13 protein-coding genes and 4 tRNA genes are annotated in these 13,673 nt (G+C 58.3%); 14 read left to right on the top strand and 3 right to left on the bottom strand.

Going from position 1 to position 13,673, the window contains the following annotated elements; all coding sequences use genetic code 11:
* Window positions 1–81 precede the first annotated feature (81 nt).
* Both msrB and ACWKV4_RS08295 read left to right on the top strand, forming a co-directional pair.
* Window positions 82–489 carry a peptide-methionine (R)-S-oxide reductase MsrB gene (gene msrB / locus ACWKV4_RS08300; protein ID WP_483831599.1) on the top strand — a complete coding sequence of 136 codons (408 nt, stop codon included), beginning with the start codon at window positions 82–84 and terminating at the stop codon, window positions 487–489.
* Entirely contained in the window at window positions 489–974 is a 486-nt protein-coding gene (locus tag ACWKV4_RS08295; protein WP_483831598.1) for a glutathione peroxidase, read from the top strand. The genes msrB and ACWKV4_RS08295 overlap by 1 nt, the downstream gene beginning before the upstream one ends.
* Here the strand turns inward: ACWKV4_RS08295 and ACWKV4_RS08290 are convergent.
* Window positions 971–3,295, bottom strand: coding sequence for a response regulator (locus ACWKV4_RS08290; protein ID WP_483831597.1), 2,325 nt, complete (start codon window positions 3,293–3,295; stop codon window positions 971–973). The two genes, ACWKV4_RS08295 and ACWKV4_RS08290, sit on opposite strands and share 4 nt — an antisense overlap.
* Window positions 3,296–3,423: 128 nt before the next feature.
* Between ACWKV4_RS08290 and ACWKV4_RS08285 the strand changes: the two genes are divergently transcribed.
* Window positions 3,424–4,314 carry an ATP-binding protein gene (locus ACWKV4_RS08285; RefSeq protein ID WP_483831596.1) on the top strand — a complete coding sequence of 297 codons (891 nt, stop codon included), beginning with the start codon at window positions 3,424–3,426 and terminating at the stop codon, window positions 4,312–4,314.
* Entirely contained in the window at window positions 4,311–4,802 is a 492-nt protein-coding gene (locus tag ACWKV4_RS08280) for a GAF domain-containing protein (protein ID WP_483831595.1), read from the top strand. The genes ACWKV4_RS08285 and ACWKV4_RS08280 overlap by 4 nt, the downstream gene beginning before the upstream one ends.
* A 71-nt stretch (window positions 4,803–4,873) precedes the next feature.
* Here ACWKV4_RS08280 and ACWKV4_RS08275 read toward each other — a convergent pair whose 3' ends face one another.
* A complete protein-coding gene (locus ACWKV4_RS08275) occupies window positions 4,874–5,668 on the bottom strand; it encodes a hypothetical protein (protein WP_483831594.1) in 795 nt (264 codons plus the stop codon).
* 286 nt (window positions 5,669–5,954) lie between these two features.
* On the opposite strand from ACWKV4_RS08275, the gene ACWKV4_RS08270 reads away from it, so the two are divergent.
* From ACWKV4_RS08270 to ACWKV4_RS08240, 7 genes are all read left to right on the top strand, one after another.
* Window positions 5,955–6,030 (top strand) — tRNA-Glu (locus ACWKV4_RS08270).
* 2 nt (window positions 6,031–6,032) lie between these two features.
* Window positions 6,033–6,108: transfer RNA gene (locus tag ACWKV4_RS08265), tRNA-Gly, on the top strand.
* A 93-nt stretch (window positions 6,109–6,201) separates the two neighbouring features.
* Window positions 6,202–6,277 (top strand) — tRNA-Glu (locus ACWKV4_RS08260).
* 2 nt (window positions 6,278–6,279) lie between these two features.
* Window positions 6,280–6,355, top strand: a tRNA-Gly gene (locus tag ACWKV4_RS08255).
* A 493-nt stretch (window positions 6,356–6,848) separates the two neighbouring features.
* Window positions 6,849–7,154, top strand: a complete 306-nt coding sequence (locus ACWKV4_RS08250; RefSeq protein ID WP_483831593.1) for a hypothetical protein — start codon at window positions 6,849–6,851, stop codon at window positions 7,152–7,154.
* Window positions 7,155–7,354: 200 nt separating this feature from the next.
* Window positions 7,355–7,591, top strand: coding sequence for a hypothetical protein (locus tag ACWKV4_RS08245; protein ID WP_483831592.1), 237 nt, complete (start codon window positions 7,355–7,357; stop codon window positions 7,589–7,591).
* A gap of 377 nt (window positions 7,592–7,968) precedes the next feature.
* Window positions 7,969–8,619, top strand: a complete 651-nt coding sequence (locus tag ACWKV4_RS08240; RefSeq protein ID WP_483831591.1) for a hypothetical protein — start codon at window positions 7,969–7,971, stop codon at window positions 8,617–8,619.
* A gap of 301 nt (window positions 8,620–8,920) precedes the next feature.
* Here ACWKV4_RS08240 and ACWKV4_RS08235 read toward each other — a convergent pair whose 3' ends face one another.
* Window positions 8,921–9,331, bottom strand: a complete 411-nt coding sequence (locus tag ACWKV4_RS08235; RefSeq protein ID WP_483831590.1) for a PA2817 family protein — start codon at window positions 9,329–9,331, stop codon at window positions 8,921–8,923.
* A gap of 294 nt (window positions 9,332–9,625) precedes the next feature.
* Here ACWKV4_RS08235 and ACWKV4_RS08230 point away from each other — a divergent pair, with 294 nt between their 5' ends.
* The 3 genes from ACWKV4_RS08230 to ACWKV4_RS08220 all read left to right on the top strand — a co-directional run bounded on the left by ACWKV4_RS08230 (window position 9,626) and on the right by ACWKV4_RS08220 (window position 13,663).
* Window positions 9,626–10,558 (top strand): ABC transporter ATP-binding protein, encoded by a 933-nt coding sequence (locus tag ACWKV4_RS08230; protein ID WP_483831589.1) that lies wholly within the window; start codon window positions 9,626–9,628, stop codon window positions 10,556–10,558.
* Window positions 10,555–11,334 carry an ABC transporter permease gene (locus ACWKV4_RS08225; protein ID WP_483831588.1) on the top strand — a complete coding sequence of 260 codons (780 nt, stop codon included), beginning with the start codon at window positions 10,555–10,557 and terminating at the stop codon, window positions 11,332–11,334. The genes ACWKV4_RS08230 and ACWKV4_RS08225 overlap by 4 nt, the downstream gene beginning before the upstream one ends.
* Before the next feature lie 82 nt (window positions 11,335–11,416).
* The gene (locus tag ACWKV4_RS08220; protein WP_483831587.1) at window positions 11,417–13,663 is read left to right on the top strand and encodes a DNA internalization-related competence protein ComEC/Rec2; all 2,247 of its coding nucleotides are present in this window, start codon (window positions 11,417–11,419) and stop codon (window positions 13,661–13,663) included.
* Window positions 13,664–13,673: the final 10 nt, after the last annotated feature.

Raw genomic sequence — 13,673 nt, 5'->3', positions numbered from 1 at the left:
CGATCAAAGGCACAATCATACGTGCCGTCCCTATCACGGAAAAGCCACCGCCGGTGGTTTTTACGTCGCCGAGGTGAAGCCATGCAAAAGATTGAGAAAACCCTGGAAGAATGGCGGGCAATGCTCGACCCGGACCAATACAACGTCTGCCGCCTTGCCGGTACGGAGCGCCCGTTCAGCGGTAAGTACAATACCACCAAGACCCCCGGCATCTACCATTGCATCTGCTGCGACACGCCGCTGTTCGACTCCAAGAGCAAGTTCGATTCAGGCTGCGGCTGGCCGAGCTTCTACCAACCCATTGGCGAGCAAGCCATGGTCGAATTGCGCGATACCACCCATGGAATGATCCGCACGGAAGTACGTTGTGCTACCTGTAATGCCCATCTGGGGCATGTATTCCCAGACGGCCCACCGCCTACCGGCTTGCGATACTGCATCAACTCGGTATGCCTGCAATTGGTAACCGTGGACGGGGAGCGAGTTTGATGGCCACGCCCTTGGTGGACATTCCTTGCACCCTGATCAACGGTGACCAGCGCAGCCTCGCAGATTTCCCTGCCCGTGCGTACTTGGTGGTCAACACGGCCAGCAAATGTGGTTTTACCCCGCAATACCAAGGGCTGGAGCAGCTGTGGCAGCGTTACCGAGGGCAAGGGTTGGTGGTGCTGGGGTTTCCATGCAATCAGTTCGGTGGTCAAGAGCCGGGCACTGAAGCCGATATTTCGCAGTTTTGCGAAGTCAATTACGGTGTCACCTTCCCGCTGTTTCGCAAGGTAGAGGTCAACGGTGCCCAAGCGCATCCGCTGTTCACGGCGCTCAAGGGTCAGGCACCTGGGGTGATGGGCACCACGAGCATCAAGTGGAATTTCACTAAGTTCCTGTTCGATGCCAGTGGGCAGCGAGTGCAGCGCTTTGCGCCCAGCACCCGGCCAGACCAGCTACACGAAGCGGTCGAGGCGCTGCTCGTTTAAATGGGGCGCTCTGGCCCCCAGAGGTCGATCAGCCCCAGTAGGTCCTCGCGGCGAAAAGGCTTTGCCAGGTAATCGCTCATACCCGCAGCCTTGCAGCGCTCGCGCTCTTCCGGCATGGCGTTGGCGGTAAGCGCAATGATCGGCAAATGGGGCCAGCGCCCGTTCTGCCGTATACGGCGGGTGGCTTCATAGCCATCCATCACCGGCATATTGCAGTCCATCAATACCAAGTCGAATGCCTGATCCTCCAGTATTGCCACGGCCTGGGCACCGTTGACGGCCACCTCTACCTGGCAGCCGAGCTTGCTCAACATGCCCTTGGCGACCAGTTGGTTCACTGCGTTGTCTTCTACCAGTAGGATTTTCGCATGGTGCGTTGGCGCCTTTGTGCCCTGGGTTGTCGGTGGCATGCTTGCGCTACGTTCTTCCAAGTGGCTGCGTAGTACCTCCAGCAGCGCCCGGCGTGCCAGCGGCCGCGCCATTTGCTGGAGGGGCGCGAGGCGTTGGGCCTGCTCGGTGGGTAAGAAATTGCCATAGGCGGTGACCAGTAACAACGGCGCCGTTACCGTCATGCGTAACCGTTCCAGGCATTTTACGCAGTCGGTAATCAGCAGTGCTGGCAGAGGGTCGAGCGCTTCCACGGGCAGGTCCATGTCGTAGCGCTTATATTCAAGGCCCCAGCGTGGCAGGTAGTGCTCGAGCAGTTCGGCCAGGCCGCTCTGGGCTTCGATCATCGCTACCACGCGGCCTTGCAGGATGGGTGCAGGGGCGGCCTGGGCCTGAGCGGGCAGCGGAAGGTCAGCGTAAAAGCGGCTGCCAACCCCCGCCCGTGAGCTGATGCTTAGCCGGCCATGCATGGCGGTACAGAGGTTGCTGGTCAAGGCCAGGCCCAGGCCGGTGCCGCCGAACTGACGGCTGATGGCCGCGCCTGCCTGGGTAAACGGCTTGAAGATCTTGCTTTGCGCGTCATCGGGGATGCCGATACCGGTGTCGCGAACTTCGATGCGCACATACTCGCCCGCCATGGACAAGCCCACGTCCACACGGCCTGTGGCCGTGAATTTCAGCGCATTGGAGAGCAAGTTGCTCACCACCTGGCGAACCCGCATCGCATCGCCTATCACCAGTGTCGGAAAACCAGGCTGCACCAGGCACGTAAGCTCCACATCAAGGGCGGCGTTCTGAGACAACAGGCTGGCGGTGTCTTCTACCAGTACCGACAGGTCGAACGGCAATTGCTCCAACTCCAATTGCCCTGCGTCGAACTTGGACAGGTCAAGAATATCGTTGAGCAGCTCTACCAGCACTTTTCCAGAATGATGGGCGATGCTCAGTTGCTGACGTTGTTCGTTGCCCAGCGGGCTATCCAAGGTAAGGGCGATCATGCCCAGTAGGCCATTGAGCGGGGTGCGGATCTCATGGCTCATGTTCGCCAGAAAGGCGGACCGAGCCTGGGCCATTTCCAATGCGGTACGCCGAGCGTCGTCGAGCTCGTGGTTGGACTGGCTCAGCCGCTGGTTGCTGGCTTCCAGCTCCGTGGTGCGGGCCGATACGATGCTTTCCAACTCGTCCAGGTAAGCGGTCAAGCGGTCCTCGGCGGCGTGGCGATGGCGGATCTCCGCAGCCGTGCGGTCTAGTTGCTGATTGACAGCCTGCACCAGTACACCAATCTCATCGTGCTCGTGGCCAGGTGGATAGGTTAAATGCCGGGGCTGGGGTGTTTCCGGGCTAGCTTGGCTCAGGTGCTCCACCACGGTCACCAGCGGCTTGGTGAGCATGAAATAAAACATTACCAGTAAGATCGCGGTAAATAGCGTGGTGCGTAAAAACCCACTCACCAGGGTGACTTCCGCGCGCTCCATAAAGCGCCCACCAAGGGCTGCGGTGTCCACTGCCACTTGCAGGGTGCCCAGTTTTTCCGAAGGCAGGTGCTCAAGAAAGAGTGTGGTTTGAACTTCCAGGCTGCTGCCAAATAGCCGATCGGTGATGTAACGGTAGGGGCTTTCAGCCTGTGGCCGCTGGACCTGCGCAAGCAAGGTGCCGTCATTGTCGATCAGCCGGGCGCCGACGATCGATTCAGAACGCAATAGCCCTCGGGTCAGCTCCAGGGCCAGTTCTCGGTCAATGTTATAGGCAATGCGCGACGCCGGGTTCTGGCTGACTTCCAGCAGCGAGGCAATCTGGCTTTTGAGGAGGTCGCGGCTGCTGGCATAATCCAGGGATATCTGCACCATGCTCAACAGGGTGCCCAGGATCAAACCCACGATAACGGTCAGGCGCGCTTGCTTGTAGGACAGCCGCTGGTTGAACTTTATGCCCATGGGTATCGCGCTGTTTTCCGTGATGGTGCACCCCCAGCATAGTTCATGGGGCTATTTGACAACCCCGCGGCCCCAGTGGGGCCCATCCTGCATTTCTATATAGCGCTTGTAGGCGCCAAGGTGAAGTTGTGGATTCTCGTTTATATGCTTTTATCGAACGCGCCGACGCAATGCTTATGCGTCTGGAGCCTTTATTGCCGGCCCCTCGGCCCGTCATCGACTGGGGCATTAGCCTTGCCGGGCGCTGGCAGCGTGATGGCCGCGGCGGGTACCTACTGCCGGTGGACGTTAGCCTCGATATCCGCTTAGACGACCTTCAAGGGGTGGATAAACAACGCGAGCAGTTGCAGCGCAACACTCGGCAATTCCTTGAGGGCTTGCCAGCGAACCATGCTCTGCTGTGGGGCGCCCGTGGCACGGGGAAGTCTTCACTGGTCAGGGCGTTATTGGCCGAATATGCCGCGAGTGGGCTGCGCTTGATCGAGATCGAGCGGGACCATTTGGCCGACTTGCCAAGGGTGGTGGAGCAGGTACAAAACTTGCCTCAGCGCTTTGTGCTGTTTTGCGACGACTTATCTTTCGAAGCAGGGGAGGGCGATTACCGTATCCTTAAAAGCGTGCTTGATGGCTCGCTTGAGCAAGCAGCCGAGAACGTGTTGCTCTATGCGACGTCCAACCGCCGCCATTTGGTGCCGGAAAAACAAAGTGACAACGAAAATTGGGTGCGGTCCGAGGGTGAGCTTCACCCCAGCGAGGCGGTGGAGGACAAGATCGCGTTATCAGACCGCTTCGGCCTGTGGCTGTCGTTCTATCCCTTTACTCAGGCCCATTATCTGGACGTAGCCGAGCACTGGGTCAATCAACTGGCCCGCAAGGCCGGGTTGAACTGGCAGCGGGACTCAGCTTTCGAAGTGCTTGCCGTGCGCTTCGCCACCTCACGCGGCAACCGTAATGGGCGCTGCGCCTATCAATTCGCCCGCCAGTGGGTGGGCCTGCAAATGCTGGAAGCCAACCGATGATCGATCTGCAATCCACGGGTACTGGCCTGGGTGGTTATGCCCTGCTATGTGCTCAACTTGAAGCCCTCCTGGCCGGGGAGCGGGATTTTGTTGCCAATGCCGCGCAGCTGTCTGCGTTCCTGTTCAGTGAAATGCCCGGCCTGAATTGGGCAGGTTTTTACCTGAACCGCGAGGAAGAACTGGTGCTTGGCCCGTTCCAGGGCAAGGTGGCGTGCGTGCGTATCCCCTTCAGCAAAGGGGTATGCGGTGCCGCGGCGCACACCCGGCGCACGCAGCGGGTGGAAGATGTGCACGCGTTTCCAGGGCATATTGCCTGCGACAGTGCTTCAAACAGCGAACTGGTGGTGCCGCTGGTAAAGGATGGCCAACTGATCGGCGTGCTGGACCTGGACAGCCCCAGCATTGGGCGGTTTACCGAAGAGGATCAGGCAGGCGTGGAGCAGCTGGCGCAGATATTCCTGCAAGCTACGGATGTTAGCCGGTATTAAGCTGAGCGCTAGTGACAGGGGCAATGGCATCGAACAACGTGCCATTGCCCCGCCTAGTTGAGCCATGTGCCTCAGTCGTAGATGGCTTTTTTCTTCCACTCGGTTTGTTCTTCGGTGACCTTCAAACCTGCGGTCAGCTCATTCTGGTCGTCGTCACCGGCCTGGATTTTGTTAAGCACCAAGGCATCGGCGCGGGCGACCATCTTTTGCGCATAGGCCAGTTCTTCACTGTAGGCCGTTGGGTCGGGTTGTTTTTTCAGGTACTGCACCGCCCGCTCATAGGCCAGGCGAGCATGGCCAGGGTCGCTGTCTTCAAATGCTTGCTGGCCCAGGTTATTGAAGAACTCCAAGTGCAGTTTAACGAGCAGGCCGCGAATTACATTGGCCCAGTGACGAGGCTCGCCTGGCTTGAAAACCCCTTCCTGCGCGGCCCGTAGAATCTGATGGTGCAGCGCTTCGATAAGAAAGCTCGCCTCCTTGGCCTGAGCTTCGGTGGTCACGGGGGTGGCGGGGTTTTTGATTTCCACGCCCTTGCCTTCGCCGTTGCTGTCGTCTTCGCCTTTTTGCATGTCCAGTTCAAGCTCGGCCAGCCGCTCCTTGAGCGTAAGGTTCGACTTATTCAGCGACCAGGCCCGCTTGACCACATTATGTTCCAGGCGGTGCATGAGCATTTTCAGTTCAGGCGTCACGAATTGCCCTGGAAACCGCTCGTTGAGCTCGGCGCAGCGCCGCAGGCGGTCCTTGAGCTCGTGGCCCATGCGGATCTTCTCCGCCTTGTTGGCTTCTACCATATTGTTAAGGAAGCCGATGGCGATGAGTATCGCGATACCCGCTATCACTATTACGGCGATCATCGTATGCGTCACGGGGCAAACCTCATCCGTACTTTTATTCGAGTGTAGTGGCTGCCAGGGGAGGGTGCAGCGCAGCCTAGAGTGTCAGCGGGTAACGCCGCACGGGCTGATTATGCGCGTGGGCCGTAGCGCAGCATAGCCCCTGGCCATTTATGTAAACGCTCAGCGGGAGCGAAGCCCTTGATTTGAATAATTTTTTAGCCGGGGCTTGACGGGTATCAAAACCGCCCCTAGAATGCGCGCCACTTGCAGCGTAAAGCACTTAGCAGCACGCCGCGGGGAGTGAATGTTGTAGCGTGTCCCCTTCGTCTAGTGGCCTAGGACACCGCCCTTTCACGGCGGTAACAGGGGTTCGAGTCCCCTAGGGGACGCCATTGCGGGAATAGCTCAGTTGGTAGAGCACGACCTTGCCAAGGTCGGGGTCGCGAGTTCGAGTCTCGTTTCCCGCTCCAGTTTACAGTGGTATCGCCTTACGGCGGTGCGGGTAAAAACCGAGGCCTTCGCGGCAGCGGCTGTTGAAACGGCCAAGGTTGTTTCGGGTAGTTGTCCCCTTCGTCTAGTGGCCTAGGACACCGCCCTTTCACGGCGGTAACAGGGGTTCGAGTCCCCTAGGGGACGCCATTGCGGGAATAGCTCAGTTGGTAGAGCACGACCTTGCCAAGGTCGGGGTCGCGAGTTCGAGTCTCGTTTCCCGCTCCAAATATTAATTTACAGGTTTCCCACCGAAGTCTGTAAATACTTAAAAAAGACGCTTAGGCGTCTTTTTTCGTTTCAGTGCAGTATGCCTCGACCCCCCCCAGTTACCCACTTCAATCACAGCGATTTCGCGGGCTGTGCACTATCAATCGATGCCGAGGGCGACGAGCAGAGGCATGTCTGCGCTTCAACCTGTCATTCCAGCCACTGTTCATTCCCTACCTGGCTGTCTATCGGCCCAACGGCTATTCACCTCATTAAGCCAGGCTTCATCGTGCAGTACCTGGGCTCGGCGAGAGAGGTGTACCGCGGTCAGGGTGCGGAGCAACTGCGTATATAATGCGTAATTTATAAAGATATTTTCAAATGATTAGCTTTTGTTTTTATTTGATAGAGAACAGTACCTATCATTTTGTTAGGTGGGTGATAAAAGGATTAAAGAATATAGTGATTGCGCATAGTCTTGAGTAGAACAGCGATTATTTAAGGGGGCACCATGAGCAATCAAAATGCGATAGAGTTTCTTGAAGCTGAGCTGGGAAAAGCGAAAGCCCAGCAGTCGAGCGGCAAAGGAAAACTAAAACAGACCGCGGAAGGAAAGATCAAGCTCTACGAATCAGTTCTCAGGGCGATTGAGGGCAAGGCTACGGCAGAGGACATCGGTCTGCTTGATGCCCTGAACGATATCCTCCAAGAATGCACGCGCTCTGATTCCAAGGGGCCTTTGCTTGAGTCGAATGAGACCATAGTGAAAGTACTGGTACGGCATTTCGAGGCAGCCAAGGTGGCTGGCGCTAAATAAAATAGATTAGCTGAGGGCAGTCACCCAACAGGCGACCAACGTGCGCACTCGCATTCGCAAAAAGGCCAGGCTAACTATCGGCGTAGCGAAATCCGAGGGTTCGGCTTTAATAATATACCTAGCATTTCTGTTAGTTACGGCCGCCGCCAAAAGGGTTTAACAATTGTTCCATGGCGCTAACCAAAATGGAGCAATGAGCGATGTCTTACAACGCTGCTGACATTAATAAATACTTTACTCGGGGTGAGACCATTAGCCTCGACGGTGTGTCCGGCGCACTGATAAAAGCATCTGGGGCCACGGTATCGATTGGTACTTCGGATGACAGGCAGGAAAAAAAGATCGCCCTCAGTAATGTCACATTAATCAAAGAGTTTGACGATAAAAAAGGCGCTGGGAGCAACATCTGGAAAAACTGTTTAAAGCCGGTGCCGTGAAGGTCGAGCCTGAAAGATGGTCGAGCCTGACGCCTGAGCAAGGCGCGGTGTTAGTCGAGTTGAAGGAGAGCATCTCCCTCACGGATTCTTTTGCCCCGTTCTTTCTATTCGGCCCGGTTAGATGTGGAGATTTATACGGCGTTGCTAATTCGTTGAAATGTTTGCAATTTAAAGTCAGTCACGAATCAAAAGAGGCCTTCAACCGCCTCCAGGCGGTTTATGACCCACAAAGCAAATGGGGTTGCTATGACCCTTGTCAGGTAGTTATCGATAAAATCGCCAATGTCTATCTGTTGAACGCGGTGGAGGGCGCCTTAAAACAAGCCGAAGAGGCTCCCACGCACGTTTCTGGCGCAAAGCCCTTTACCGCGGTGCCGGTGAACGCTGCCAAACAGGCCTTCCCGGTGCCTTACCAGATCACCAATCTACCCGACGGCACCTTGCCCGACATGCAGGGCTTTGGTCTGGAGCGAGTGGGTAGTATCGAAGGTGGCTGGCACAGCCTCTGCCCGATCAAGGGTGGGCGGGACTTGGTCAAGGGTGAAGTGATCAGCGCCTGTCAGGTACGCGAGCGCGATGGCCAGATGTACAGGGTTGACTATACGGCCACCGAAGGCGCCCTAAAAAAGGACCAGTGGCCACAGGCATTCGCCCAGTACATTGTCGAGCACGGCAAGGGGTTGAGTGCGGGAGGGTGGAACGAGCAGGGCAGCCTGACGTGTGAGGGCAAGGAGCAACTTCGCTTGTGGTGCCGCAATGCCTTCAGGGCCTCCAGTACCGCGCCTTTCGCCAACAACTTGGTACAAGCGCTGGCGCGCGACGATCAGTACACGCTGGCGAATGGGCAGAGCCTGTGCTTACAGGTGCGAGACCTGGCTACCCAACATTTGTATGAGCACCATGTGTTCACGCCCTCCGCCACTCAGGCAGGTAAAGCCTGGTCCAAGGCGCTGTGCGAGCAAATCAATCGGGATAGCCAATTATTGCGTGCAGGTGGTAACGCCCAAGTTTGCGATTGTGGAAAGTGACGGCGTACAGAAACTGCTCACTGGCAACAACTATCAGCTGCTCACCGGTTGGCGGGCAAGGGTGTATGCCAAGGTCACGCAGCTACCGACATTCGTGCAGAAGATAGAAGAAACAGTGGATACGGCAATTGTTGGCTATGTCAAGTATGGGGCCGGAAACATGACAAGCGAACAGATAGGCTAGTTATTGTACTGTGCGGCGCGCGCTCGGTCATTCAATGCCCAGCGCGCTCAGCATTCAGGCAGGCGCCAGCAAAGCTGGCGAACAGGCTTATCAAGCAGCTTAGCTACCTACTATCGATCAGTGCCTAGGTCCACTTTCCGGCAGGGCCAGCAGCTGCTTTTCCTGAGTCCAGTCAAAAGGCTCATCGTTCTCTTCAGCCTGGTAGCGGCGCTCTTCGAGCTGCTGGTACAGGTCAATCTCGTCGTCGGGCATATAGTGCAGGCAGTCGCCCCCAAAGAACCACAGCAGGTCCCGAGGAACCAGGTGGGCGATTTGAGGGTAGCGGGTGATGACCTGGCAGAGCAGTTCCTGGCCCAGGTAAAGGCTTTCCTGATTGCCTTCGGCCAATGCCTCGATCAGCTCATCGAAACGCTCCACAAACAACGTGTGACTTTCCTCAGGCACCTGTTCGGCCTCGCCCAGGGCTACAAGAATGCTCCGCAGGTGGCGCAGCAACGCCAGGTGGTGTTCAAGAATCGAATGGGCCATGGCGAGTCTCCTGGTTAAAAGGCGCGGCAGTATAAGCGCCGTGGCTTGAATTGTCGTGGCCGGGTAGGGCGCGCGCCGAGCACGCGTGGGCAGCTCAGCGAAACTTAAACCTGTTGCGGCCTGTCGGTGACACAGAGCTCAATCACAATGGCCCCGCCGTGATAGTGACTATCGAGGGCAGTGACTGTACGCATGCTAGCGGTTTCTTCAGGATGAAACCCAACGCCAAAACATTGTAATTCACCTCGGCGGCCCTTAACGTTCGGCCACCTCTTCTATTGGTACAGATCTGACATGAGTTCCGCACTGTCCATCCGGCAGCTTACAAAGACCTATGGCAACGGTTTCCAGGCCCTTAAGGGGATCGATCTGGACGTCGCCGAAGGCGATTTCTTCGCATTGCTCGGCCCTAACGGCGCTGGCAAATCCACCACCATCGGGATTCTCTCGACCCTGGTCAATAAAACCAGCGGCAGCGTTAATGTATTCGGCCACGACTTGGACCGCGAACCAGCCAAGCTCAAGCGCCTGCTGGGCGTAGTGCCGCAAGAGTTCAACTTCAACCAGTTCGAAAAGACGTTCGACATTGTGGTCACTCAGGCCGGTTACTACGGTATTCCACTGAAAATCGCCAAGGAGCGGGCCGAGCAGTACCTGACCCAGTTGGGGCTGTGGGATAAACGTGATGCGCCTTCGCGGTCGTTGTCTGGCGGCATGAAGCGGCGGTTGATGATTGCCCGGGCGTTGATTCACGAGCCGCGGTTGTTGATTCTCGATGAGCCTACCGCGGGCGTGGACATCGAACTGCGCCGTTCGATGTGGACCTTCCTTACCGAACTTAACCGCAAGGGCATCACGATCATCCTCACTACCCACTACTTGGAAGAGGCCGAGCAACTGTGCCGCAACATCGGCATCATCGACCACGGTACCATCGCTGAGAACACCAGCATGCGTGCCTTGCTGGGCAAGCTGACGGTCGAAACCTTCGTGCTGGACCTTCGCCAAGACGTGACCACCGCGCCAGAGCTGGTGGGTTACCCCTGCCGGCTGCTCGACCCTCGCACGCTGGAAGTGCAGGTCGATAAAAACGCAGGCATCACCTCGCTATTCGGCCAGCTGGCAACGCGTAATATCGAAGTGCAAAGCCTGAGGAACAAAACCAACCGCCTGGAGGAGTTGTTCGTATCCCTGGTCGAGCAAAATCTGGAGAAAGTCGCCGTATGAACAGTGAGTTCTCGCCCAATAGGGTGGCGTTACAGACCATCGTTTATCGGGAAGTGCGCCGCTTCATGCGTATCTGGCCGCAAACCCTGTTGCCCCCCGCCATTACCATGGTGCTGTACTTCGTGATTTTCGGGAACCTGATTGGCCGTCAGATTGGCAACATGGGTGGGTTCACCTATATGCAGTACATCGTGCCGGGGCTGATCATGATGTCGGTGATCACCAACTCCTACGGCAACGTGGTATCGAGTTTCTTCGGCGCCAAGTTTCAGCGCTCCATCGAAGAGCTGATGGTGTCACCGGTGTCGCCCCATATCATTTTGATCGGCTATACCCTCGGTGGTGTATTGCGTGGCTTGGCCGTTGGCGTGATCGTAACGCTGCTCTCGCTGTTCTTCACGGACTTGCAGGTGCATCACTTGGGCGTAACCGTGGTCGTGGTATTGCTTACCGCTACCATTTTTTCGCTGCTGGGTTTTATCAACGCGGTCTTTGCGCGCAACTTCGATGATATTTCCATCATCCCAACCTTCGTGCTAACGCCGCTGACCTACCTGGGCGGGGTGTTCTATTCCATCAACCTGCTGCCGCCCATTTGGCAAACACTGTCATTGGCCAACCCTGTGTTGCATATGGTCAACTCCTTCCGTTACGGGATTCTCGGCGTGTCCGATATCCAGATCGGCACCGCGCTGACCTTTATGGTGGTTGCCACGGTAGTGCTGTACTTCGCTTGCGCCAAGCTGCTAGTCAGCGGTCGGGGCATGCGTACTTGACGGTTTAATACCCAGTAACAGCCTTCCTCCCCAGGGCTGGTGTCCCCGCACTATCCTTCCTGGCGACCAGGGAGGGTAGGGTATGCGTGGAGGACTGCTGGCGTTCGCGCTGGGTGTGATGAGTACGCGTTGGTGGCCGGGCCTGGCGCCTGGCTGGCTGATAGCGCTGGCTGGCTTGGCGGGGTTAGGTTTGGTGCTATGGGCGCCGCGCCCTGGGCCCTGGTTAGGCGTTGCCCTGATAGGGTTGAGCTGGGCGTTGCTCGCTGCTGCTCGCCTGAGCGAAGAGCGACTGTCGCCGCACTTGGATGGCCGCACGCTATGGGTTGAGGGGGAGATTACCGGCTTGCCCACGCGGTCAGCCCAGAGCGTGCAGTTCGGTTTGGCTAATGCCACCTCGCGCCGAGCGGCGCTGCCGTCGAACATCCGTATAAGTTGGCGCAACGGCCCGCCCGTGCGTAGTGGTGAACGTTGGCGCCTGGCGCTAAAACTTGCTGTACCTAGGGGCCAGGTGAACCCTGGCGGTTTCGATTATGAGGCGTGGTTGTTCGTTCGCGGGGCTGGCGCGACCGGCAGTGTGAAACACGGCTATCGCCTGGCCGAAGCGCCCCTGGGTATTCGCGATCAGGTGCGACAGCGGCTATTAGCCTCTAACGCACATCCCCATATGGGCTTATTAGTGGCACTGGTGCTGGGTGATGGTTCGGGCTTGGCACGGGAACAGTGGCAGGTTTTGCAAGCCACCGGAACCGTGCACTTATTTGTGATTTCTGGCCAGCATGTAGGGCTGTTGGCAGGCTTGCTTTATGCAGGGGTCGCCACCCTGGCGCGGCTGGGCGTGTGGCCGGCCCGCTGGCCGTGGTTGCCTTGTGCCTGTGTCCTGGCCGCGTTGGGCGCACTGGGCTATGGCGCGCTTGCCGGGTTTGGAGTGCCGGTGCAGCGCGCCTGCCTGATGATCATGGTCACCTTGCTGTGGCGTTGGCGGTTTCGCGGCTTGGGGGTATTCACCCCGTTGCTATTGGCATTGGCTAGCGTGCTGGCGGTCAACCCCAGGGTAACGGCTGGCCCTGGGTTCTGGCTGTCGTTCGCTGCGGTAGCCGTGCTACTGGCCAGCTTTGCCGGGCGCTTGGGGGGTTGGCCCTGGTGGCGGGCCTTGCTGCGGGCCCAGTGGCGTATAGCCTTGGCCATGGCGGTGGTGATGAGCGCCTTAGGGCTAGCCATCAGCTTCACTGGCCCGGTGGTGAACCTGGTCGCGGTGCCTTGGGTAAGCCTGGTGGTAGTGCCTTTGGCCCTGTTGGGTACCCTGGCGTTGTGGCTGCCGTGGGGGGCGCAGCCCCTGTTAGGGTTGGCGGGTTCGGCGCTGGAGGTATTGCTGGCAGTATTGACGCCAGCCGCTAACGCGGTGGCGCCCTGGCTTGGGCCCCGGCTGGCCTGGTGGGCGTGGCTACTGGCGGCGCTCGGGGCAGGCCTGTTATTGCTCCCCGCGGGGGTGCCCCTGCGCTTATTAGGCGTGCCCATGGTATTGCAACTGGGCATTGCTTCGCTGTCTAAACCTGATTGGGGCGAGGCCCAGGTGGTGCAGTTGGACGTGGGCCAGGGGTTAGCGATACTGGTGCGTACCCGCCAGCATGCACTGCTGTTCGACGCAGGGCCGGGCTATAGCGAAGGCGGCGCGGGTGACCGCATCGTGGTGCCTAGCCTCAGGCGCCTAGGTGTACGCCAGCTCGATACCCTGGTGTTGAGCCATGCCCATGCCGATCATACCGGTGGCGCCCAAGCCGTAATCAATGATCTACAACCTGGCCGGGTGCTTGCTGGCGAACCGCAAGACGCACCGGGGCGCTGGCAGGCACAGGCCTGCCAAGGGGCCGAGCCTTGGGTATGGGATAACGTACGTTTCGTGCCTTGGCGTTGGCCCGCTGCCCGGGACAGCAACCCGGCCTCCTGCGTACTGCTAGTGATCGCCAAGGGCGAGCGGCTGCTGCTGACAGGGGATATCGACGCCATGGCCGAGCGGGCGCTTCTGCGCGCCTGGCCAACCCTTGAAGTGGATTGGCTGCAAGTGCCGCACCATGGCAGCCGCACCTCAACCTCCGCAGCGTTCCTGAACACCCTGGCGCCTTCGGGCGTATTGATTTCCCGTGGTTGGAACAACCGCTTTGGCCATCCTCACGTCGAAGTGCTGGCGCGGCTGAGGTCGCACGGTATCGAACCGCTGGACAGTGCCGTGCATGGGGCGGTGGAGTTTCATTTAGGCCGTGGCCAGCCCGCCCGCTACGGGCGCCAGCGGCCAAGACCATGGCGGGCGACCAGCGGTGCCATGCAGCCCTAGCAGGGCGGGT

The sequence above is a fragment of the Pseudomonas artemisiae genome, assembly GCF_057128685.1.
The sequence above is the reverse complement of the archived record's forward strand: the minus strand, read 5'-3'. Positions and strand labels throughout refer to the sequence as shown.

Bases quoted from the DNA above. Each gene is read 5' to 3' on its own strand.
- ACWKV4_RS08295 (WP_483831598.1), top strand. From the start codon at position 489: ATGGCCACGCCCTTGGTGGACATTCCTTGCACCCTGATCAACGGTGAC.
- ACWKV4_RS08235 (WP_483831590.1), bottom strand. From the start codon at position 9,331: ATGGCCCATTCGATTCTTGAACACCACCTGGCGTTGCTGCGCCACCTG.
- ACWKV4_RS08225 (WP_483831588.1), top strand. From the start codon at position 10,555: ATGAACAGTGAGTTCTCGCCCAATAGGGTGGCGTTACAGACCATCGTT.
- ACWKV4_RS08245 (WP_483831592.1), top strand. From the start codon at position 7,355: ATGTCTTACAACGCTGCTGACATTAATAAATACTTTACTCGGGGTGAG.
- ACWKV4_RS08230 (WP_483831589.1), top strand. From the start codon at position 9,626: ATGAGTTCCGCACTGTCCATCCGGCAGCTTACAAAGACCTATGGCAAC.
- ACWKV4_RS08290 (WP_483831597.1), bottom strand. From the start codon at position 3,295: ATGGGCATAAAGTTCAACCAGCGGCTGTCCTACAAGCAAGCGCGCCTG.
- msrB (WP_483831599.1), top strand. From the start codon at position 82: ATGCAAAAGATTGAGAAAACCCTGGAAGAATGGCGGGCAATGCTCGAC.
- ACWKV4_RS08250 (WP_483831593.1), top strand. From the start codon at position 6,849: ATGAGCAATCAAAATGCGATAGAGTTTCTTGAAGCTGAGCTGGGAAAA.
- ACWKV4_RS08220 (WP_483831587.1), top strand. From the start codon at position 11,417: ATGCGTGGAGGACTGCTGGCGTTCGCGCTGGGTGTGATGAGTACGCGT.
- ACWKV4_RS08280 (WP_483831595.1), top strand. From the start codon at position 4,311: ATGATCGATCTGCAATCCACGGGTACTGGCCTGGGTGGTTATGCCCTG.